The organism is Kribbella sp. NPDC056951, assembly GCF_042674205.1.
GTDB classification, from domain to species: domain Bacteria; phylum Actinomycetota; class Actinomycetes; order Propionibacteriales; family Kribbellaceae; genus Kribbella; species Kribbella yunnanensis.
Map to the genome: position 1 here is coordinate 240840 of NZ_JBHUQZ010000005.1, position 21926 is coordinate 262765.

Below are 21926 nucleotides of genomic sequence, written 5' to 3' on the forward strand. Positions count from 1 at the left end.
TCGATCTCTGCAAGGAGTTCCCATGTCACCGACCATTGCCGTCTTCGGCGCAGGCTCCGGCCTGGGCGCCGCTGTCGCCCGTCGTTTCGGGACGGCGGGCTACGCCGTCGCACTCGTTGCCCGACGCAAGGAACCGCTCGATGCCCTGGCCGCCGAACTGGCCCAGGACGGCGTCGAGGCCGCGGCCTTCGCTGCCGATCTGTCCGACTCCGCCCAGCTACCGGACCTGATCGCCGCGATCACCGGCCGCTTCGGCCGGATCGACGTGATCGAGTACGCACCGGTCGGCGAAACCCTGCCCTTCTCCCCGGCCACCGATCTCACCGCAGCCGGCTTGCGGCCGTTCGCCGAGCTCTACCTGTACACCCCGATCGAGCTGGTCAAGGCGGTTCTGCCGCAGTGGCGCGCGACCGGTTCCGGCGCCATCCTGCTCGGCCAGGGCGCGACCGCCATTCAGAGCCCGCCAGGCATGAGCGGCGTCGGCCCGGTGATGTCAGCGGCACGGCACTGGATCCACACCTTGAACGCCGAGCTTGCGGGAACCGGCATCTACGCCGGCACCCTCACGATCGCGACCGGCATCCGGAACAGCCGCACCTACGAGGACATGGTCGCCGCGAGCCCTGACTTCGCCAGTGCCCCATCCGTCGACCCGGCTGACCTCGCTGAGCTGTACTGGGAGATGCTCAGCACCCGCGACCACCCCGAGCGCATCCACCCGCCGCAGGACGAGTGGCCCGACCTGCTCACCGGCGGCAGCGAGTCAGCCGGCTAGTCGTAAGAGGCATCGACGAGGAGTTCTGAGGTTCGGTCGGGTTCGTTGAGGACGGCTCGGATGACGTGGCGGCGGTCCCAGCGGGTGCTGGCCCAGGCTAGGGCTTTGGCTAGGCCGTCGAAGGTGGCAGCGTGTGGGGCGCCGTCGGCGTCTACCCACCAGGAGACCTCGACGCCGTCGACGGTGAGTTCCTCGTGCTCCCACCACACGTGCGGGACCTCGGGGACTAGTTCGCGCACGAGCTCCGGTACGTCGGCAGGCGTCCCGGCACCGTCGATCTTGCCTTCGGCAACTTCTTGGGCGAGCGGTACGTCGAGCAGGTCGCTCAACCCGTCGGCCGCAGCGCCGGAGGCGACCACGAAACCGCCGAGATCGGCGCGCTGCAACCACATCGGGCTGTCCGCGACGACGGCAGCATCGGCCTCGACCACTTCGGTCCAGCCGTCCTCCCCCAGCACTCGGACATGCTCTGGAGCGTCACCGGGAAACAACGGCAGCGTCCCCAACTGCCGCCAGAAACGGAGGAGAGCGCTCTCTGAGATCTCCTGATCCGGATCGGCGAGGCGCTCCAGCACCAGGCTGATCCCGTCCGCGTCGAGATCGCCGACCTCACGTACCAGGCCCACCGCCGACCGGACCTCGGGATCGAGATCGCGAGTCCACTCGGGGGCCTCGTCCAGGAACGCCGCGAGAACATGGTCCGCGTCGGGATCGGCCCGGCCGGCCAAGGGCTCGCCGTCCTCGAGGAGAACGCGCTCTCTGATCCACCACGCGGAGTACGACGGCACGCCGAGCGGGCGGTCGTCGGGGCCAACCACGCGCACCTGAGTCACCAGAGCGCGGCGTAGTTCGGGAGCAGTCCCGAGGATTCCGAGAACCCGCGGCCAGGCGTCGTCCTTGATCCAGTCGAGGTCGCGGATCGCGGTGAGTTCGCCGACGGTTGCGCCGTACCGGGAACCGTCGGGCGCGACGTCGTATGCCCAGTCCTCGATCGCATCCAGGTCCTTGAGGGCTTCCGGCAACCGGTCCAGCGCGACATCCGAGGATGTGACGATCCCGAGAGTCGCGAGTACGCCGACGGCCGCCAGCGCGGGCAGTCCGTACCGCTCGACGACCGCGGGATCGATCGGTGCAACCTCCTCGTCGTCCAGCACCGCCTCGGCGTCGGACCCAGGAACCACGAGAGCGTTTGCCGGCACCAGCTCGCCGTCCACGTCACGCAGTACGAGATCGGACAGCCACCAGAGGCCTTCGGCCTGCGCCGGGTCAGTCGCAACCAGGCTCAGTACGGCGTGTGCGATCGCGTCTGGGTCGTCTGCCTCGGCGGAATGCTCGACGACGGTTCGTACGGCGCTGTCTTCGAGCAACGAGCGTGGTGATGCGGGGATCGCGCCGAGTCGCTCGAGCGCTGGGTCCACGGCGGCCGGGTGGACGACGCGAACGCCGTACTCGCCGAACTCAGCGAGGACGTCGATCGGGAGCTCCGGACCGGGAAGAAGCAATGCGCGTGCACCGCGGACGAGGCGGCCGTCGGCTAGCGGAACCGGCAACGTACCAAGGGATTCGCGCAGCAGCGCGTCCGTCACCATGCCGGAGAGAGATCCGTAGAGAGCGCTCCACCACTCCGGCGACTCGTCGGCCGCGGCGGTCCCGAGCTGGTCCACGACCTCGGCCAACTCCAACCGCCGAACCCCGAGTGCATCCAGCGCAAGCCGGTCCTGCCGGGCCGAACCGATCAGCCCCGGAACGATCGGCGCCAGCACCCGGTTGAACGCATCATCAGCACCTTCGACGACCACCGCGTCCCGTGGACGCAGCAAGCTGCCGTCCTCGACTGCACGCACGATCGCCGTCCCCGGCAGTACACCGAGAATCGCCTCCCGCAGCGCCTGATCCAGCACACCAGCCGCCAACCCCGTGGGTACCAGCGGCAACACATTCTGCTCGGGGCGCTCCGCGCGTCGGTGGAGGAGGTCGGCGTAGGCCGTGGCTGCTTCGTGGACCAGGCGGTCGGTGAGTGGGCCCTTGGCTACATGGCGGCGGGTTGGGTCGAGGGGGAAGCTCGCCAGCAGGAGCGCCGGCAGAGAGAGCGCTTCCTCGGTCGGGGTCGGCGCTTGGACGACGTTCGGCAGAGTCGTGCCGGGATCGCGTGGGAGGGCCCAGAGCACGGAGTAGTACGGGCGAGAGCGCTCTTCGATGGGGCGGTCGGCGAGCAACTGTTCGCGTTCGCCGGCGTCGAACGTTCCTGCGGTGCGGTGGATCCACCAGCGCGATTCCGCGTTCTCGAGAACGCGAGTGCCATCGTCGGTCTCGAGGACGATGCTTGAGAGGCCGGGGAGCGCTAGCAGGAGCGGATCACCAGCTTCGGCGAGCAGGCGGGCGACAAGAGCAGCCGCGGCCTCGTCGCGTAGCGGCAGGATGACCGCGGTGTCGTAGCCGGCCGGCGGTTCGCCTTCGGCGGCGAACGGCAGGCGCAAGACCGGCACCTTGCCGTCGCGCCGGCGTACCTCGGTGTCGAGGCCGGTCTCGCCGAGTGCTGCGATCGCTGCCGCGGTGTCAGCCTTGGAGAACCTGACACCGCCGGTGCGCGACAGGATCACCGGCTCGTCGGTCACCGACAGAACCGCGGAGAACCCGACCCCGAACCGTCCGACGGCCGACTCGTCCGCGTCGCGCTTGGCCGAGGCTCGCAGCGTTGCCAGGGACTCGACGCCTTCCGCGGACAACGGCGTACCGGTGTTGGCGACCACGAGCGTGTTCCCGCGGAACTCGAAGAGCACCCGGCCAGGTACTCCCGCGCGGACGGCGGCGTCCGCGGCGTTCTGGGCGAGCTCGATCACCAGGCGGTCGACGTACCCGCCGAGTGCGAGATCTTCCTCCGCGTTCGCGTCCTCCCGGAACCGCACCGGCGCGGCGGACCAGCCTGCCAGGACGCGTTCGCGGATCCCGGCCGTTCCGAACACATCGTCACTCACGCGGTGCAGTATGCCGGGGCGTGGGCCGACCGGTACGGCGAGGGTGCCCGCCGGGACATCGTGATCTGCCCCGGCGAGCGCTCTCTCACTGGAACGAACAGCCCGGGTTCGCCGCGTCCTCGGACAGCGGGGCGCCCTTCGGGTTGAAGTAGTAGACCAGCAGCACGATCGGCTTGTCGGTCAGGTTGCGCCCGATGTGGGTCTGGTGGTCGGGTTCGTGGAAGACCGAACCCTTCTTGTAGTGACCGTCGGACTTGCAGTCGCTGCCGAAGTGGTCGAGGGTGCCTTCGGCCACCCGGGCGATCAGGTTACCGTCGTGGAAGTGCCAGCCGGTCGTCCCGCCCGGCTGGATGGTGATCTTGCGGTAGACGATGTCCGTGTCGCCGACCGTCTTCTGCCACAGGATCTCGCCGGTGACGCCGGACGGCGGGGTCGCGTTCGCGGTGGCCGGTACGCCGACCAGTGTCGCGGCCGCCAGACCGGTGATCGAGAACGCGGAGAGCGCTCCCCGAGTAACTGCGCGCATGAGTGGTTCCCTTCAGGGTGTTTGGTTTCGCAGGTGAAGACCGGCGAGGTGTCTGCCTTGTGACATCGCCATCCACATTCTGGTCAGTCACAGCGCGAGAGCCATGCTGCCAGGTCGCGGTTATGGTTGGGCGGTGATCCCACCCGGCAGCCGGTACGTCGCCCTCGGAAGTTCGTTCGCAGCGGGTCCCGGAATCGACCCGATCGTGCACAAACCGGCAGGCCGTTCGGGCCACAACTACGCGCACCTCGTCGCGGCGGAGCTCGGTCTCGACCTCATCGATGTGACGTACTCCGGCGCGACCACCGCACATCTGCTCGACACCCGCCAGGACGATGCGCCGCCCCAGGTCGAGGCGGTCGGGCCGGATACCGCTCTCGTCACGATCACTGCCGGGGGCAACGATCTCGAGTACGTCGGGACGTTCCTGCGCGGGAGCGCGCTGAACACTCTGGCCAAGCCGGCGACTCTGCTCGGCCGCCGGGTCGCGAACCGGATCCGTGCGCGGGTCAGCTATCTCAAGGACGATGCCGCCTACCAAGCGGCCGCGGACTCGCTGGCGACCGTGGTCGAGAACGTCAGAGAGCGCTCCCCGAAAGCGCGCATCCTGCTCGTCGACTACCTGACGCTGGTTGGCCCGAGCACTCGCCCGCGGCTCGACGTGCCGCTGAATGAAGAGCAGTTGCCGAGCGTCGCGATAATGGCTGACGGATTGGCCACCGCATTCGCCAAGGCCGCAGCGGCCACCGGCGCGGACCTGATCGCCGCCTCCGCGGCCAGTCGCGAGCACGCCATCGGCTCCGCTGAGCCGTGGACGACCGGCTTCACCCTGCGTCCGCCCGGCATCCTCGGCGGCTTCGTGCCGTACCACCCGAACGCCGCCGGCATGCGCGCCGTCGCCGACCTCATCATCAACCACCTCCGCGGCTGAACGGCCAGCACCGCAACCTGTCGGCGCCGCAGAACTGGCGGCACCTAGAACTGCCGGCGCCTCAAACCGCCTGCGCCTGAAACTGCTGGCGGCTGAAACTGTCGGTGGCCGTTGTTACGTTGCGGGTGCAGGATCGGCGAGAGGACGAATCATGGCTGTGGTGGCACTGCGGGACGTCGAGGACGGCGATCTCGACGCCTTATTCGAGCAGATGCGGGATCCGGAGTCGGTCCGGATGGCGGCCTTCACCGCCCGGGATCCCAACGACCGCGAGGCGTTCGACGCACACATCGCGCGACTGAGATCCGATCCCGAGCTGACCTTCCTCGCCGTCACCCGCGACGGCCAGTTGGTCGGGACCGTCGGCCGCTTCGAGCTTGAGGGCAACACCGAGGTCACCTACTGGATCAACCGGTCTGTATGGGGACAAGGTATCGCCGGACAGGCACTCGCCCTGCTCCTTGAGCGCACCACCGTCCGGCCGATCCACGCCCGCGCGGCCAGTGACAACGCCGGCTCGCTCAGGGTGCTGCAGAGAGCCGGGTTCGTCATCACCGGCACCGACATCGGCTACGCCAACGCGCGCCAGGCCGAGATCGAAGAAACCATTCTCCGTCTCGACTGACGCCCGTTCTCAGTCACGCACCGGGACCCCGAGAGACCGCCGCAGGAAGTCGAGTTCGCGATACAGCAGGTTGGCGATCGTGTCCTCGTCGGCGATGCTGTGCCCTTCACCGGGGAGGACGATCAGTTCGTGCTGATTGCCTGCCGCGGACAGCGCTCCACTCAGGCGCAGGGCATGCGAACTCCAGACGTTGGTGTCCGCGAGACCTTGGATGATCAGCAACGGCCGCGTGAGCTCCGTTGCGTACGGCAACAAGGATCCGCGGCGGTAGGCCGCGGGCTCCTCGTCCGGGTGCCCGAGAAAGCGCTCTTTCCAGTAGCTGTCGTACTGGCGTTGATCAGTGACCGGCGCACCCGCGATCCCGGCATGGAACACGTCCGGCCGATGGATCACCGCAGCGGCCGCCAAGAAGCCGCTGTAGCTCCATCCGCGCATCGCGACTCGCTCCAGATCCAGATCGCCGTACCGCTCGGCGACCCCGTGCAGGGCCGCGATCTGGTCGTCCAAAGCGGGGTTCTTCACGTCGCCGTGGACAGCGCGCTCGTACGCCGGTCCGCGGCCCGGCGTACCTCGGCCGTCAGCGCTGATCACGACGAACCCTTGTTCGGCGAACCACCGCGAGACCGCATAGTACGGCGCTGGGTGCGCCATCACGAGCTGGAATCCGGGGCCGGCGTACGGGTTCAGGAGGACCGGGAGGTTCGGCATACCGGGGCGATGCCAGGAGGGCCGGAAGACGGCGGTGCGCAGCTCGTCGGGGCCGGCCTTGATCAGCTCGACGTCGAGCTCGAGGTGCGGTCGCTCCGGGCGGGACTGGATGGGGCGGCCGTTGATCGTGATCCGGCGTTCGTTCATGGTGCAGCAGTCGAGCAGCAAGGTGCCTTCGGCAACGAACCCGTCGTTGACGCCCGACTCCGTGGTGAGGGCGCGCAGGTCACCGTCATAGCAGTAGAGCTGCGTCTCAGTTGGCTCGGTCTGCGCCAAGAGAGCGATTCCCGCCGTAGAAACAGACCGGATCTCGGCAACCTGGAGGCCCGGCGGCGTGACGAAATCCGTGCCGACGACAAGCCGGTTGGTGTCACAACTGAGGTCGCGCTCGATCCACACCAGCTGACCGTCGGCGGTCCGCGTCGGCGTACCGGGCTGGACGTCGACCCACTGCTCATCGGTGACCTCGCGGACGACGGCCGTCTCCCCCGTCGCCGGATCGGCCTCGAGCAGCAGGACCCGGCGCTGATCGCGACTCTGCACCGCGAACAGCGGCTTCTCCGTCGTCCAAGCGGCCTGAACCAGGTACTCGAACTCGACGTTGTCCCACTCGACCTCCACGCGGCCGCCGTCCAAAGCGATCAGGCTGAGCGTCACCTGCGCATTGGTCGTGCCGGCCCGGGGATAGCGGATTCTCTTCGGCTGAGCATCCGGCCGGGTCGGATCGGCGAGGTGGCGCAGCTCGACCCGGCTCTCGTCGACGCGGGCGACCAGCAGCTGATCTCCGCTCGGAGACCACCAGATAGCGCTCTCTCGGCCCATCGACAGCGATGCGGCGAACTCGGGAACACCCCAGGTCACCGCCTCACCGTCCGGCTTCGCGAGGGTACGGCGCTCGCTGCCGTCGACACCGACGATTTCGAGTGCTCCACCCTGCGCGAAGGCGATCATCGTGGCGGTCGGATCGATCCGGGCCGCGTCGACGGCACCGATCGGAAGGTCGGTCCGATCGCCGGTGTCCAGGTTGGTGACCGAGACTCCTTCCGCGGTCCGCAGGCAGACGCGGGCGAGCGCCGTACTGTAGCTGTCGGCTGGGCCGAGGCGTTGTTCGCGACCGCGAGCACCATCGACCGCCCAGAGCGAGCCGCTGCGGTTGAACATCGCGTACCGGCCGGTGCTGTCGATCGCGAGACCCGTAACGGCTCCGGCGGTGAAACGTCGCGTCCGCGCGAACTGACGAGGCAGGTCCTCTGACGACCGGATCACTGCGGCGTGTGAACGTAGGGAGTCGTGGTCGTCACCGGGAGAAAGCCCAGCCGTTGCAGGATCGGCGAGCTGTCGTCCGATGCGTCGACGTGGAGATATTTGTAGCCCTGGGCAACAGCCCGGGCGGCCCGAACGGCGACGAGCGCCTTGTAGATGCCCTTGCCTCGCCACTCGGCCAGCGTCGAGCCACCCCACAGACCGGTGAACTCGGTGTCCTTCTTGTACACAGCCCACGCGGCCGAAACGACCTGACCGTCGGCCTCGGCAACGTAGATGTCGGTCAGGCCGGTGGCGTGCCGGCGCTCGAGATCGTCAGCGAGCCAGGACCAGTCGTCGTTCCAGACTGTCGACTCCATCGCCGCGATCCGCTCGAAGTCGGCGCGCTCACCGGCCAACCGAATCGACACTCCATCGACGACGTCGCGCCTGCGCAACCGGTCCACGATCTCCGCGCTCTCGGCGATCAGCACGGTCTCCTGTTCCTCCGGCTCGAAGCCGGCGGCGCGCAGACGGTCCGGCAGATCCGCCGGCAGATCGTGCCCGCGCAACTTCCACTCGACCGGCCATCCCTTGGCCGCGAAGTACTCGCGCTGCCGTGCGATCAACGCGTCCAGCTCAGCACCGTCGAGACCCTCGAGAGAGCGGTAACTCACGAACCCACGGTTCGGGTACTCGACCCGGATCACGGGCCCGTCCGTACTCGTCGGAACGTCGGCGCTCTCGCTGGTACCGCGCAGTTGATCGTCGTACGCCGACAGCAGCCGCGCGACCTGGTCGGTCTTCTGATCGTCAGTCACAGGAGGACTCTTTCACGCTTCGGTGGCCTGGAGGAGAGCACGAAGTAGGGCTTCCAGATGATCCTGGTCTGCTGACGGGAGAGCGCGCACCAGGGATTGCTCGACGTCCTGGATGTCGCCGATACCGCGCTGCCAGATATCGAGGCCGGCGGGCGTGAGGCGAGCGAGAACCTTGCGGCGGTCGTCGCGGTCGTGGTGCCGCTCGACGTACCCGCGGCGCTCCAGAGCATCAAGCCGGTTGGTCAGCGCGGCGGGTGACATCGCGAGGTGTTTGGCGAGCTCACCGGGGGTTGCCTGGTACGGCGAACCGTTGCGGCGCAGCAGATGCAGTGTCTTGAACTCCCACCACTGCATCTCGTACTTCGCCAGTACGGCGTCGCGACTGCGGTCGAGGTATTGGCCGAGTGACTGCAGCCGGACCGCGATCCCCTCGACGCGGCGATCGAAGCCGGGGATCTCGCGTTCCCACTGGTCGACGTGCCAGTCCACGAAGTCTTCCTTCACCGGTCTGATTTTTCACCGACTGAAGCTTAGTTGTCAAACATTTCGACGTCGAAGTACTTTCGGTGGACCAGTTCGGGATCGTGAGGAGACGTCACATGGTGCAGGTCGAGGTATCGGCGGTCACGGCCGCGGCGGGGCAGCTGGTGCTGGCGGGTCAGTGGGGAGTCGCGCGCACTCTCCTGGAAGCGACACAGCCGGTGGAACCAGCGGAGGTCCGGGCGGTCGCACTGGCGCTGGCCGGGGTGTCGGTGGACGAGGACTTCGCCCGGCAGACACAGACCGGGGAGCGCTCTCTGGCGGCGCTCGGCCGCGCTCTCGAAGCGTTGCCGGATGCAACGATCCGTTGGGATGCCGCGTTGCTGCAACTGCGGTCGGACTACGCGCCGGCGTTGTTCGCCGGCGCGACAGAACGCGGCGACGCGCTGGTCGCCGAGGCACTTGCGCTGCGAGACACCGCTCCCGACGACGGCCGGGCCGGGATGGCCGCGTTCTATGCCGGGGTGATCGCGGACAACCTGTTGAGCGACTCAGCTGCCGCGTTCATGCACTACACCGAGGCCCTGAAACGAGGAGAGAGCGCTCTCGATGATCTCGTGATCTCTCTGGCGCTCCGGCATCTCGGGGATCACGCGCACACGGCCGGCGATCTGAAGCTCGCGCGAGCGCTCTGGGAGCGGTCAACCGAGTTGCGGCAGAAGATCGGGCACTTGCTGGGAGCGCTCGCTCAGCAGACGTTGCTTTCCGTCCTGCTGAAGGACGAGGGCGACAGCGCCGGATCACGAGCACTGGCCACCGAAGTGAACCGGTGGGCGCAGCAAGCCGGCATCCCGTTCATCGAGCAGCAGACCGCCGAAATGATGGTTTGACTGGCAGCCCGAACTCAGCCGGTACGCCGGGGCTGTACAGCACGTGGTCGGGAGGCCCCGCGGGTTCGGGCAGGCCGACCGACGGGAACAGACCCGGCATGTGCAGCTTGGTGACCGTTGCGGCGTGAAGCTCCCAGACCGGGTGATGGTTCGGGAGATACCAGGTCCGGCCGGCCCGATGGGTGTGCAAACCCCACCGGGCCGTGAGGAAATCGGCCAACGGATCAGTGGGTACTGCCGGTCCGGTGTCGACCGTGATCAGGGCGGCCACGGCGACACCGGGCCGGCGCAACCTCGACCTGTAGGTATGCGTACTCCCCGAACCCGAACCCGAAGCCGAGCCCGAAGCCGAAGCCGTGTGGGTCATCCGAGCCCAGCGGTACGGGAGCGCGAAGACCGCGCGAGCGATCGACACCACCGCGAGCCGGTTCGCATCGAGGCTGAGGAACACGACACCCCGCCGGCCGGATTCGTCGATCGAGTAAAGCCGGATGTTGGTCTCCAGGAACGTACCGAAGTAAGGAACAGCGGGCCCATACGGGAGACCGGTGCCGACCATCCGGAACGGGACCAGCCCGACATAGGTCCGCCCCTCGAAGACATCCGGTCGCGTACCGGTCGGGAAGAACCGCGCGACCTCATCAGGATCCACCGCCCAGTGCAGGAACGTGAGATCGAGCCACTGCTGCCGCAGGATCCGCGGCCGCTGTAACTCAGGCGCCACCGGCCAGCCGACAGGATCACTCATGGCGCCGAGCGTATCCGGTAGCGGCCATCAACTGGCCGCTACCGCAATTAGCGTCGAGAACATGACAGAGAGCGCGTTCCGAGTCGAGATCCCGCAGGCCGAACTGGACGAATTGCGGCGGAGGCTCGACTCAGCCCGCTGGCCGAACCAACTCGCCGGCGCCGAGTGGTCGTACGGCGTCGAACTCACGAGGCTGCGCGAGCTCACGTCGTACTGGCATGACGAATACGACTGGCGACAGTTCGAGGACCACCTCAACGCCGTGCCGCAATACACGACCGAGATCGACGGCCAGCGCGTGCACTTCCTGCATCACCCCAACCCGGGCAAGCCGGTGCTGCTCCTGCTGCATGGCTGGCCAGGTTCCGGCGCCGACTTCCTGAACGTTATCCAAAAGCTTGCCGCCGACTTCGCCTTCGTGGTGCCGACCCTCCCCGGCTTCGGGCTCTCCGGACCGACCACAACCACCGGCTGGAATGTCGAGCGGATCGCGCAAGCCTGCCTGACGTTGATGGAAAACCTCGGCTACGACCGGTACGGCGTCCACGGCTACGACTGGGGCGCGCGAATCGGCCCCGCCATCGCCCGCGATGCGCCAGACCGCATACTCGGCCTACACCTCGACGGGTACCTCGCCTTCCCGCAGGACGAGGAACTGACCGACGCCGAGCAGGAACGCCTCAGCGGACTCGACCGCTGGGAGTCCGAACGCTCCGGCTACGCCGCGATCCAAGGCAGCCGCCCGCAGACCCTCGCCTACGCCCTCGACGACTCCCCCATCGGCCAACTGGCCTGGTTCCTCGAGTGGTACGACGACTACGGCCACCGAGTAGGTGCCATCAGCAACGACCTGATCCTGAACGCGGTCACCCTGAGCTGGTTCACCGGTACGGCGGGCTCGTCCGGCCGCATCTACCGCGAAGCCGCCGCGAACTGGGGCGCCGAGATCAAGTACTGCCCGGTGCCGACCGGCCTCGCGGTCTTCCCCGGCGACTGCACAGTGCGCCGCCTCGCGGAGCGCGAGTTCGACGTCGTCCACTACCAAGAGTTCGACCGCGGCGGCCACTTCGCCGCCCTGGAGGTCCCCGACCTGGTCGCCGGTGACCTCCAGGACTTCTTCACGAACCAGCGAGCGAACTAGGAGGAGAAGGCCGCGTCGAAGGAGGCGGTGGGCGGGTCGAAGGCGAGGGTGCGGACGAACTGCAGGGCCTCGGCGGCGCCGACCAGGCGGTCCATGCCGGCGTCTTCCCATTCGACCGAGATCGGGCCGGTGTAGCCGATCGTGTTGAGCATCCGGAAGCAGGCTTCCCACGGTACGTCGCCGTGGCCGGTCGAGACGAAGTCCCAGCCGCGGCGGGGGTCTCCCCAGGCGAGGTGAGAGCCCATGCGGCCGTTGCGGCCGTTGCCTACCTGGCGCTTCGCGTCCTTGCAGTCGACGTGGTAGATGCGGTCCTTGAAGTCCCAGAGGAAGCCGACCGGGTCGAGGTCCTGCCAGACGAAGTGTGACGGGTCCCAGTTCAGGCCGAAGGCGGGGCGGTGGCCGACCGCCTCCAAAGCCAAGGACGTAGTCCAGTAGTCGTAGGCGATCTCCGACGGGTGCACCTCGTGGGCGAAGCGGACACCTTCGGCGTCGAAGACGTCGAGGATCGGGTTCCAGCGGTCCGCGAAGTCGCGGTAGCCGGCCTCGATCATCGCCGGCGGGACCGGCGGGAACATCGCGACGGTCTTCCAGATCGACGATCCGGTGAAGCCGACCACGACGTCGACACCCAGTGCGCGAGCGGCGCGGGCGGTCGTCTCCATCTCAGCGGCGGCCCGCTGCCGAACGCCCTCCGGCGAGCCGTCGCCCCAGATGTGGGCCGGGAGGATCGCCTGGTGCCGCTGGTCGATCGGGTCGTCGCAGATCGCCTGGCCGAGCAGGTGGTTCGAGATCGTCCAGACCTTGAGGTTGTGCTTCTCCAGGATGTCCAGCCGGTCCCGCACGTACGCCGGGTCCTCGGCCGCACGCCGCACGTCGAGGTGGTCGCCCCAGCAGGCGATCTCGAGGCCCTCGTAACCCCACGACGAGGCCAGCCGGGCCACCTCCTCGAACGGCAGGTCGGCCCACTGGCCGGTGAACAGGGTGATCGGTCGCGCCATGTCCTCTCCTCGTTTCTGTGCCGGAATTCTGCGCCGAAATTCTGTGCAGGGATGGTGTCCCCGGCGACACCGGAGCGCGAGGTGGCGCCGGGGACGAGGACCGGATGGTCCCCCGCCGACCGCCGGAGAGCGCTCTACCCCGTTCCCGGGTGGGGCCGAACCACCCGGGGACGGAAACGCTCTCCGACGGAAGACGTCTTGGAGTCCCGCTGTTGCGGGACAGTTAGCGGATCTTGCTCCTCAGGTCCTGGCCGACCGCGGTCAGCAACGTGCGCGTCGGCACGTCCTTGACCGTCGCGGCCTGCTTGAGGAACAAGTCGATGGCGATCCGGGCGACCAGCGGCTGCTTGCGCTCGACGGCGCGTTCCGCCAGCCCGAGCTGCACCTTCATCACCGTGGCCGAACCGGCCGGGATCTTCCCAGCGGCGCGGAAGCGCTCTACGAGCTTCACCGCCTCCGAGTACGACGAGACAACGGTGAACGGCACCGTGGTCACCGACTTGTTGCCTGCAGCATCGAGTGCGGTAGCGGTCAGCTTGTGAGCGCCGAGGCCGAGCACAGCCCCGTCAAGCTTCCCGCCAGCTGGTACCGGCTTCCCGTCGATCTCCAGCGTGACTCCGGCCGGGCCGGAACCCGCATCGGCGGCCTTGGCACTGACCGTCGCCGTCGAAGCGACCCCGAGCGAGGCACCGGACGCGAGACCGCTCACAGTCGCGGTCGGCGCCGTACGGTCGATCTTCACCGTCACACTCGACGGTTCAGATACGTTCCCAGCCGTGTCGGACGCCCGCACCTGCAAGGTGTGGGTGCCGTCGGCGGTGAACTTCACCGGAGCCGTGTACTCGGACCAGTTGCCGTCGCCAACCTTCTGCTCCAGATACGTCTGACCACCTTGGTCGTCCGTCCCGAGAGCGGTTGCCGTGACCTCGTCGATCCACCAACCAGCCTGACCGCTCGGCGTGGATGGGTTCAGCGACAGCGCCACGGTCGGCGCGGTCGTGTCCCGAACCAGCTTGAAGTACTCGAACCGAGCCGTCTTCGAAGCCGCCTGGTCGACCCCGAACGCGTAGACCCCGAACTTCGCCCCCGTCGCCAATGCGGTGTTCGGCACCGAAGGCAACGCCGTCCAGGTCAGCCCGTCCGAGCTGTAGGAGCCAGTGAAGTTCGAGCCCTTCTTGGCCAGCCGGAACCACCAGACACCCTGGGTCGCCCCGGCCCCAGGCTGCGGCTGCTGCAGTACGTCGCCGACCTCGCTCCGCAACTCCAAACCCCGAGCGACCGGTGAACCCGCCGGGTTCGTGGTCAGGTAGTCCAGCTTCACGTAGTTCGCGTCGTCCTTGTAGACCATCAGACCGGCCTGCTGGAACGCCTCGTTGAAGGAGGAGCCGTCGACCTTCGTCTCGATCGTCCAGTCGCCGTCCGGCGCAGGCTGCAGCATCAGGTTGCGCGGGTTCGTCGCCGTCCCCTGGTAGATGTCGCCCTTGCTGGTGTCGATCTCGAGGCCGTCACCGGTGACCCGGTACGCCGCGGGATCCGGCCGGACGATTCCCGACCAGCGGCACGCGTCGAGCGTCGTACCGGTGAACTCGTCATCCGGTGCCGGCTGCTCGGCGGTGTCGTCCGGCGTCAGCTGGAAGTAGTCGAACGCGGCCGTGATCGGCAATGCCTCGGCCCGATTCGCCAGCCCGAATATTCCGATCCGCGGGTTCGAGATCCCGGCCAGCTGCTTGGTCTCCGGCATCTCGGTGAACGTCGCGCCATCGGCGGAGTACGACGCCTTCAGGTTCGCGCCGTCGGAGGTGAACCGCACCCACACGGTGTCCGGGTACGCCGCACCCAGGTTGGCCGTGTTCGATCCGGAGACCTCGTTCGGTACGCCGTTCTCCTCGCGGATGAACTGGAAGATCCGGTCGTTGGCCGACGGCGCACCGGTCGAACGGCCCTGGATCACCATCTTCGCGTAGTTGTCGTCATCGCCGTACAGGAGCAACCCGGCCTGCTGATAGGCCAGTCGCGCCGGCATGGTCAGCTTTGTGGTCGCCTGCCAGCCACCGGTCGGCAACGGCTGCAGCACGAGGTTGGGAGTGCCCGTGTTCCCCGTGCCGTAGATGTCGGTCGCGGTCAGCGGCAACTTCAAGGTGCCATCGGCAACCGACATCTCCTGGTTGCCACGGACAACCGATGACCAGCGACTCGTGTTCAGCGCGGTCCCGTCGAACCCGTCGGAACGTCCGGTCAGACAGGTCGGCAGCGCCGGCGAATCCACCGTCACGACGACCTTCGCCGTACCGACTCCACCGCGGGAGTCCGTCACGGTCGCGACCGCAGTGTGCGTCCCGGCCGTTGTGTAGGTGTGGCTGACCGAGGCTCCGGTCCCCGTCCCACCGTCGCCGAAGCTCCACGCGTACGTGAGCGGCAGATCGCCTTCCGGATCGGTCGCGGCCGCCGTGAAGTCGACCTTCAGTGGCGCCTTGCCCTGTGTGGTCGAGGCCTGGATCGTCACCGCCGGGCGCTCGTTCTCCGTGACGCCCTTGCCGATGAACTTCACCCAGTTGACGTTGAGCTGCCCGGTCGTCTTCACGAAGTACAACGGACCGCTCGTCAGCGAAGCACCACTCACCGGCGCTGTGAAGTTGCTGTACGTCTGCCAGCCACCGGTCGGCGTCACCTGGATGGTGGCGACGATCGGGCCGTCGGTCGGCGAACCCTGCCGGACCTGCACGGTCGCACCGGCATCGGGTGAGGCCGCCCGGAGCTGAATCTGACCGATGTTGGTCAGGTTCATGGTCTTCCAGCCCCACCAGTCGCCGTCCTCGATGAAGCCGATGTTCTTCCCGCCACCGGCAGTGTCACCGGTGTCCTCGGCCTGTACGCCGCCACTCGCGCCCGGACCGCCGGTTTCGTTGTAGTACTCGGCTTCACGGGTCTTCGGGTGCAGCTGAATGATCTTCTCGGTGGTGATCCGGCCGGTCCCGGGAGCGCCCTTGTCGGTGTACTTCACCTTGATCAGGCCGAAGATGTTCGCCCCGACGTGGCCTTGGTCGCCGTTGACCGGGATGACCGCCCCACAACCGCGGTATTCCTCGTAGTCGTGCGCGTGCTCGTCGTGCCCGAGCGCCGGCTTGGTGATGACGTCGTTGCAGTCGACCGTCCCGTCCTCGGGATCGGTGACAGTCACCTTGTACCGAACAGTGTCACCGAAGTCGAAGAAGCCGCCGTCCGGCGGAGCCTCGACGGTGATCGTCGGTGCGGTGTTGCCGGCCGTGATGCTCTGGTTCGAGACCGCCGTCCGGCCGTCCGAATCCGTCACGGTCAACCGCGCCGTGAACACGCCCGGAGCCGTATAGGTGTGAGACGGCTTCGGCTCGGTGCTGTCCGTCGTACCGTTGCCGTCGAAGTCCCAGGCCAGCGTGATCGGCTGACCGTCGGGATCCCGCGACCCGGTCGAGTCGAAGGCGACGACGAGCGGTGTCGGTCCGGACGTCTTGTCGGTCGAGAACTGGGCGATCGGCGCCCGATTCCCTTGGACATAGTCGATCCGGTAGAGACCGGAGTCGGCGTTGTTACCGCCGAAGCCACTTCCCCACTCGATCACGTAGAGAGCGCCATCCGGCCCGAACTGCAGCGCGTGCGGACGGATGAAGCTCTGCTTCTGCAGCATCCGGGACACGTCGCTGACACCGGTCCGCTCGTCGTTCAGCTGGACCGAGAACAGCCGGCTGTCGTTCCAGTCGGCGAACACGGCCTTGCCGTCGAAGTACGCCGGCCACTTGCGATCCGACGTACTGGCAGCGTCGAACTTGTATGCCCCCGAAGTCATCGGCGCGCCGCTGCCGCCGATCTCCGGAACACCCGTGGTCGACTTACCCATCCACAGCGCGGCCGGGATTGCCGCCGGCAACTGGGTGACGCCGGTGTTGTTCGGTGAGTTGTTGACCGGGGCGTTGCAGTTGAAGGTCGCTCCCGACGTACCGGTCGCGAAGTCGTGATCGTTGTACGGCGTATTGGCGCCGACGCAGTACGGCCAGCCGTAGAACCCGGGCTTGTCGAGGACATCCCATTCGACGCGACCGTCCGGGCCACGAGTCGGCGACACCTGGCCGGCGTCCGGACCGTAGTCGGCGACGAAGAGGTGGTTGGTGGTGGGGTCGATGCCGATCCGGAACGGGTTCCGGAAGCCCATCGCGTAGATCTCCGGCCGCGTCTTCGCCGTACCCGGCGCGAACATGTTGCCGTCCGGAATCGTGTACGACCCATCGGCCTCGGGGTGGATCCGCAGGATCTTGCCGTTCAGCACGTTGCTGTTCGCGGAGCTGCCCTGAGAGTCCCAGGCCCCGCGACCGGCGCGCTCGTCGATCGGCGAGTAGCCGTCGGAGTCGAAGGGATTGCGGTTGTCGCCGGTGGCAACGAAAAGGTTGCCGTTGCCATCGAACTCCAGCGCACCACCAGCGTGACAACACTGATCGCGCTGCGTGTCGACGCGAAGTACCTGCTTCTCGCTCGCCAGGTCAAGAGTGTCACCAGTCACCTTGAACCGGGAGACGCGGTCATGCGGATCGGCCGCGGCCGGCGAGTAGTACAGATAGAGGAAGCCGTTGGTGTCGAAGGCCGGGTCGAGCGCGATCCCGAGCAGTCCGAACTCCTGGCCTGTATAGACACTGAGCGTCCCCGCGGTCACCACGGTGCCGTCGGTCTTGACGATCTTCACCGCGCCGTTGCGGTCGATGTAGAAGACCCGGCCGTCCTTCGCGATGGTCAGTTCCATCGGGTTCGACGTGTTGTCGTCGAGCGTGACCTTCTGGTAGCCGTCGCTCAGCGAGGCACCACAGTCGGCCGGCTGCACACCGGCAGCGGTCTTGATGCCGCCCAGCAGGACCTTGCGGAACGTCGCGTCGGCGAACGACTCGATCGTGTGACCCATGCCCGTGTACCAGGCGCGACCGCCGTCGTAGTCCTGACACCACGTGATCGGGTGCTCGACGCCCATGTTGCCGCCGGTGTACGTCGATTCGTCCAGCGACTCGAGTACGTGCACGGTTCCACGCGGGTTGGTCTTGTAGTTGTACCACTCGTCCGTACGCTGCCACCTGGTCGGCGCCTCGGCGGTCGACGGGTGCGCGTGGTCCTCGGTCTTCACGGTCGCGGTCGGCGTACCGGGCGGGTGGCTGTCGAAGTAGCTACCGACGAGCTTCCCGTACCACGGCCAGTCGTACTCCGTGTCCGACGCCGCGTGAATACCGGCGTACCCACCGCCACCGCGGATGTAGCGCTCGAACGACGCCTGCTGCTCGGCGTTCAGTACGTCGCCGGTCGTGGACAGCCAGATCACGACCTCGTACTTGGCCAGCTCGGTGTCGTTGAACATCGAGGCGTCCTCGGTCGCGATGACCGTGAAGTTGTTGCCGGCGGCCAGGTCCTTGACCGCCTGGATCCCGGCCGGAATCGAATCGTGCCGGAATCCCGTTGTTTTACTGAAGATCAGGGCGTTGAAGGTCTCGTCGCCGTGCCCGGGGTGCGCCCGGGCAGGTAACGGGACCAGCAAGGCCGCGACCAGGGCGAGCACGAGGGCACAGACATACGTGCCGTGCCTGCGTAGCTGGATCATGCGGAGCTCCTCATGGGTCGGATAAGGTGCGCGCTCCTGCTATTCCCGTGCTCTGCCCGGCGCGGGACGTGGTATTGCCTTGCTACGAAGGGACTAGCGAACGCCGAGCAGGTGCTCCATCGCCAGCTGGTCCAGCTTCTCGAATCCGAGTCCGCGCTCGGCCAGCGCGTTCGGGTCGTAGGTCTGGGAACGGAGGTCGGCCAGTGACTCACCCTCGGCCAGGGTGGGTTCGGACAACTCCGCGACGCGGGCCGCGGCCAGCGCCTCGGTCACCTCCGGGTCGGCCCGGAACGCAGCGACCTTCTCCCGCAGGATCAGGTAGTTGCGCATACAGCCCCGCGCGGTCTCCCAGACTCCTTCCTCGTCCTCGGTGCGCGGCGGCTTGTAGTCGAAGTGCACGTACCCGTCGTAGCCGGGCCGGCCCTCCGAACCATTCAGTACGTCGACGGTCCAGAACGCCTCGCGGAGATTCCCGGCCCCGAACCGCAGGTCCTGGTCGAACCGCGGACCGTGCTGTCCGTTGAGGTCGATGTGGTACAGCTTCCCGTGCCACAGCGCCTGGGCGATCCCGTGCGCGTAGTTCAGGCCGGCCATCTGCTCGTGCCCGACCTCGGGGTTGATCCCGACCAGCTCCGGGTCCGCGAGATCGTTGATGAAGGCAATCGCGTGACCGATCGACGGCAGCAGGATGTCACCGCGCGGCTCGTTCGGCTTCGGCTCGAGGGCGAACCGGATGTTGTAGCCCTGCTCGCGGACGTACGCGGTCAGGATGTCCATCGACTCCTTGTACCGGTCGAGCGCGGCCCGGACGTCCTTCGAGCCGCCGGACTCGGCGCCCTCGCGACCGCCCCACAGCACGTACGTCGACGCGCCCAGCTCGGCGGCCAGGTCGACGTTGCGCAGTACCTTGGCGAGCGCGTACCGCCGTACCTGACGGTCGTTGGCGGTCAGGCCGCCGTCCTTGAAGACCGGGTGGCTGAACAGGTTCGTGGTCGCCATCTCGACCACGATGCCGGTGTCGGCCAAGGCCTTGGTGAAGCGTTCCAGCGTCTGCGTCCGGGTGCTGTCGTCGGGCACCAGGTCGTCGTCGTGGAACGATATAGCAGCGGCTCCGAGCTCGGCCAGCTTCTCCACCGCGTGGACCGGGTCCATCGCGGGACGGACCGCCGTACCGAAGACGTCGACTCCTTCCCAGCCGACGGTCCACAGACCGAACGAGAACTTGTCAGCTCGGGAGGGCGTATATGCGTTCATGAGGGAATCTCCTGCCATTGTCGGGACGCCGAACTGGCCTCGACCGCGGCCAGCACGCGCTGGACCTGCAGCCCGTCCGCGAACGACGGCGCCGGATCGGTGCCCTCGGCAATCGCGGTGACGAGATCGACGACTTGATGGGTGAATCCGTGCTCGTAGCCGAGCAGGTGGCCGGGCGGCCACCATGCTTCGACGTACGGGTGGGCGGCCTCGGTGGCGAGGATGCGACGGAAGCCGGCCGTCCGCGCATCCTCGGTCGCGTCGTAGTAGTGCAGGAGGTTCATGTCCTCGAAGTCGAAGGCAAGACTGCCCGCGCTACCGTTGATCTCGATCCGGATCGCGTTCTTCCGGCCGGTCGCGAACCTCGTAGCCTCGAAGACGCCGAGTGCTCCGGAGGCGAACTTCGCCAGGAACACGGCCGCGTCGTCGACGGTGACCGGGCCGCGCTCGGTCCCCGCCGTGCCGGACAAGCCGGTGTGTTCTGAGGCGGCGACCGGGCGCTCCTTGACGAAGGTCTCGAGCTGACCGCTCACCTCGGCGATCGCGTCGCCGGTGATGAACTGCGTCAGGTCGATGATGTGCGCGCCGATGTCACCGAGCGCGCCGGAGCCGGCCTTCTCCTTGTCGAGCCGCCACGACAGCGGCGCCTCGGGGTCGGCGATCCAGTCCTGCAGGTACTGCGCGCGGACGTGCCGGATGGTGCCGAGCTTGCCCTCAGCAACGAACTGCCGGGCGAGCGCGATCGCCGGGACCCGGCGATAGGTGAACCCGACCATCGACCGGACACCCTGCGCGGCGGCCTTCGCAGCCGCCGCGGCCATCGCCTCGGCCTCGGCGACCGTGTTGGCCAGCGGCTTCTCGCACAGCACGTGCTTCCCGGCCTCCAGCGCCGCGATCGCGATCTCGGCGTGGCTGTCCCCCGGCGTACAGACATCAATGACCTGTACGTCGTCGCGGGTGAGCAGCTTGCGCCAGTCGGTCTCGGTCTGCTGCCAGCCGAGTTTGGTCGCAGCAGCCTGTACGGCGGCTGCGTTGCGGCCGCACAGGACGTTCATCGCGGGGTTGATCGGCAGGTCGAAGAACCGTGGTGCACTTCGCCAGGCCTGCGAGTGGGCGGCGCCCATGAACGCATAGCCGATCAACCCGATACCCAAGTTAGACATCTGTCAGCTCTCGAAGGCGGTGGGCAGGTACTGGTCGACGTTGTCCTTGGTGACGACCGGTGCGTACAGCTGGACCTTGCGCGGGACCTCGACCTCCACCAGGTCGCCGAGGGCCTTCTTCTGGACCAGCAGCCGGGCCAGCCGGATGCCATCGGCACCCTGCGTCGACGGGTAGATGACGGTGGCCTTCACCAGCGACGTACCGGACTTGATGTCGCGCATCACGTTCGCCGAACCGGCGCCGCCGACCAGGAAGAAGTCCTTGCGGTTGGAGTTCTTGATCGCGGCCATCACACCGACACCCTGGTCGTCGTCGTGGTTCCAGATCGCATCGATCTTCGGGGCCGCCTGCAACAGGTTGGCGGCTGCCTTCTCACCGGACTCGACGGTGAACTCGGCCGCGACCCGGTTGTTCACCTTCAGGCCACAGTCGGCCAGCGCGTCCTTGAAGCCCTTGCTGCGGTCCTGCGTCAGCGGCAGCGCGTCGATCCCGGCGATCTCGGCGACGATCGAGTCCTTCTTGTCCTTCAGCTGGGAGCAGACATAGGCGCCGGCCGACACCCCCATGCCGTAGTTGTCACCCAGAATCGTGGTCCGGGCCGCCGCCGGGCTGTTGAACTCACGGTCGACGTTCACCACCGTGATCCCGGCCTCCATCGCCTTGGTCGCGACCGCGGTCAGCGCAGCGCCGTCGAAGGGCAGCAGCACGATCGCGTCGACCTTCTGGTTGATGAAGGTCTCCACCTGACTGATCTGCTGGCTCGGGTCGTTGGTGCCCTCGGCAACGAGCAGCTCGACGTCGGAGTACTTCTTCGCCTCGGCCTGGGTGGCCTTGGTGATCGCACCCATCCAGCCGTGGTCGGCGGCGGGCGCGGAGAAGCCGATCTTGACCTTCTTGCCGGGCTCGTCGTTCTTGCCGGCCGACACGCCCTGCGGCGCGGCCTTGTTGTCGGTCTCGGCCTTCGGGGTGTTGCTGGTACAGGCCGCCAAGGCGAGGACGCCGAGTCCGGCAATGGCGATTGTTCGGGCGGAACGGGACATCTT

16 protein-coding genes are annotated in these 21926 nt (G+C 67.5%); 5 read left to right on the forward strand and 11 right to left on the reverse strand.

What is annotated here, in order from left to right; translation table 11 throughout:
- Positions 1-22: 22 nt before the first annotated feature.
- Positions 23-775: an SDR family NAD(P)-dependent oxidoreductase gene (locus ACFTSF_RS21890; protein WP_380155534.1), complete on the forward strand. Its 753-nt coding sequence runs from the start codon at positions 23-25 to the stop codon at positions 773-775.
- Here ACFTSF_RS21890 and ACFTSF_RS21895 read toward each other — a convergent pair.
- Together ACFTSF_RS21895 and ACFTSF_RS21900 are read right to left on the reverse strand one after the other, a co-directional pair.
- Positions 772-3750 carry a sacsin N-terminal ATP-binding-like domain-containing protein gene (locus ACFTSF_RS21895; protein ID WP_380155535.1) on the reverse strand — a complete coding sequence of 993 codons (2979 nt, stop codon included), beginning with the start codon at positions 3748-3750 and terminating at the stop codon, positions 772-774. The two genes, ACFTSF_RS21890 and ACFTSF_RS21895, sit on opposite strands and share 4 nt — an antisense overlap.
- Before the next feature lie 85 nt (positions 3751-3835).
- Positions 3836-4276 (reverse strand): cupin domain-containing protein, encoded by a 441-nt coding sequence (locus tag ACFTSF_RS21900; protein ID WP_344146000.1) that lies wholly within the window; start codon positions 4274-4276, stop codon positions 3836-3838.
- Positions 4277-4409: 133 nt separating this feature from the next.
- Here ACFTSF_RS21900 and ACFTSF_RS21905 point away from each other — a divergent pair, with 133 nt between their 5' ends.
- Together ACFTSF_RS21905 and ACFTSF_RS21910 are read left to right on the forward strand one after the other, a co-directional pair.
- Complete coding sequence (locus tag ACFTSF_RS21905; protein ID WP_380155536.1) at positions 4410-5207, forward strand: SGNH/GDSL hydrolase family protein; 798 nt, start codon at positions 4410-4412, stop codon at positions 5205-5207.
- A 151-nt stretch (positions 5208-5358) separates the two neighbouring features.
- On the forward strand, positions 5359-5832 hold the full coding sequence (locus tag ACFTSF_RS21910; protein WP_380155537.1) for a GNAT family N-acetyltransferase: 474 nt from the start codon (positions 5359-5361) through the stop codon (positions 5830-5832).
- 9 nt (positions 5833-5841) lie between these two features.
- Here the strand turns inward: ACFTSF_RS21910 and ACFTSF_RS21915 are convergent, their stop codons facing one another.
- The 3 genes from ACFTSF_RS21915 to ACFTSF_RS21925 are packed head-to-tail and all read right to left on the reverse strand — an operon-like array spanning position 5842 to position 9107.
- Entirely contained in the window at positions 5842-7806 is a 1965-nt protein-coding gene (locus tag ACFTSF_RS21915) for a prolyl oligopeptidase family serine peptidase (protein ID WP_380155538.1), read from the reverse strand.
- The gene (locus ACFTSF_RS21920) at positions 7803-8603 is read right to left on the reverse strand and encodes a GNAT family N-acetyltransferase (protein ID WP_380155539.1); all 801 of its coding nucleotides are present in this window, start codon (positions 8601-8603) and stop codon (positions 7803-7805) included. Before ACFTSF_RS21920 ends, ACFTSF_RS21915 begins: the two co-directional genes overlap by 4 nt.
- Positions 8604-8615: 12 nt before the next feature.
- The gene (locus tag ACFTSF_RS21925) at positions 8616-9107 is read right to left on the reverse strand and encodes a MarR family winged helix-turn-helix transcriptional regulator (RefSeq protein ID WP_380155540.1); all 492 of its coding nucleotides are present in this window, start codon (positions 9105-9107) and stop codon (positions 8616-8618) included.
- A 95-nt stretch (positions 9108-9202) separates the two neighbouring features.
- Here ACFTSF_RS21925 and ACFTSF_RS21930 point away from each other — a divergent pair, with 95 nt between their 5' ends.
- Positions 9203-9973: a hypothetical protein gene (locus ACFTSF_RS21930; protein WP_380155541.1), complete on the forward strand. Its 771-nt coding sequence runs from the start codon at positions 9203-9205 to the stop codon at positions 9971-9973.
- Here the strand turns inward: ACFTSF_RS21930 and ACFTSF_RS21935 are convergent.
- On the reverse strand, positions 9939-10721 hold the full coding sequence (locus ACFTSF_RS21935) for a YqjF family protein (protein ID WP_380155542.1): 783 nt from the start codon (positions 10719-10721) through the stop codon (positions 9939-9941). The two genes, ACFTSF_RS21930 and ACFTSF_RS21935, sit on opposite strands and share 35 nt — an antisense overlap.
- 61 nt (positions 10722-10782) lie before the next feature.
- On the opposite strand from ACFTSF_RS21935, the gene ACFTSF_RS21940 reads away from it, so the two are divergent.
- The gene (locus ACFTSF_RS21940) at positions 10783-11862 is read left to right on the forward strand and encodes an epoxide hydrolase family protein (protein ID WP_380155543.1); all 1080 of its coding nucleotides are present in this window, start codon (positions 10783-10785) and stop codon (positions 11860-11862) included.
- On the opposite strand, the gene ACFTSF_RS21945 is transcribed toward ACFTSF_RS21940, so the two are convergent.
- From ACFTSF_RS21945 to ACFTSF_RS21965, 5 genes are all read right to left on the reverse strand, one after another.
- Positions 11859-12860 carry a sugar phosphate isomerase/epimerase family protein gene (locus tag ACFTSF_RS21945; protein WP_380155544.1) on the reverse strand — a complete coding sequence of 334 codons (1002 nt, stop codon included), beginning with the start codon at positions 12858-12860 and terminating at the stop codon, positions 11859-11861. The two genes, ACFTSF_RS21940 and ACFTSF_RS21945, sit on opposite strands and share 4 nt — an antisense overlap.
- A 223-nt stretch (positions 12861-13083) precedes the next feature.
- Complete coding sequence (locus ACFTSF_RS21950) at positions 13084-18465, reverse strand: ThuA domain-containing protein (RefSeq protein WP_380155545.1); 5382 nt, start codon at positions 18463-18465, stop codon at positions 13084-13086.
- Between the two features lie 93 nt (positions 18466-18558).
- A complete protein-coding gene (gene xylA / locus ACFTSF_RS21955; protein ID WP_380155546.1) occupies positions 18559-19719 on the reverse strand; it encodes a xylose isomerase in 1161 nt (386 codons plus the stop codon).
- Positions 19716-20882 (reverse strand): Gfo/Idh/MocA family protein, encoded by a 1167-nt coding sequence (locus ACFTSF_RS21960; protein ID WP_380155547.1) that lies wholly within the window; start codon positions 20880-20882, stop codon positions 19716-19718. The genes xylA and ACFTSF_RS21960 overlap by 4 nt, the downstream gene beginning before the upstream one ends.
- A 3-nt stretch (positions 20883-20885) precedes the next feature.
- Positions 20886-21923, reverse strand: a complete 1038-nt coding sequence (locus ACFTSF_RS21965) for a substrate-binding domain-containing protein (protein ID WP_380155548.1) — start codon at positions 21921-21923, stop codon at positions 20886-20888.
- Positions 21924-21926 lie beyond the last annotated feature (3 nt).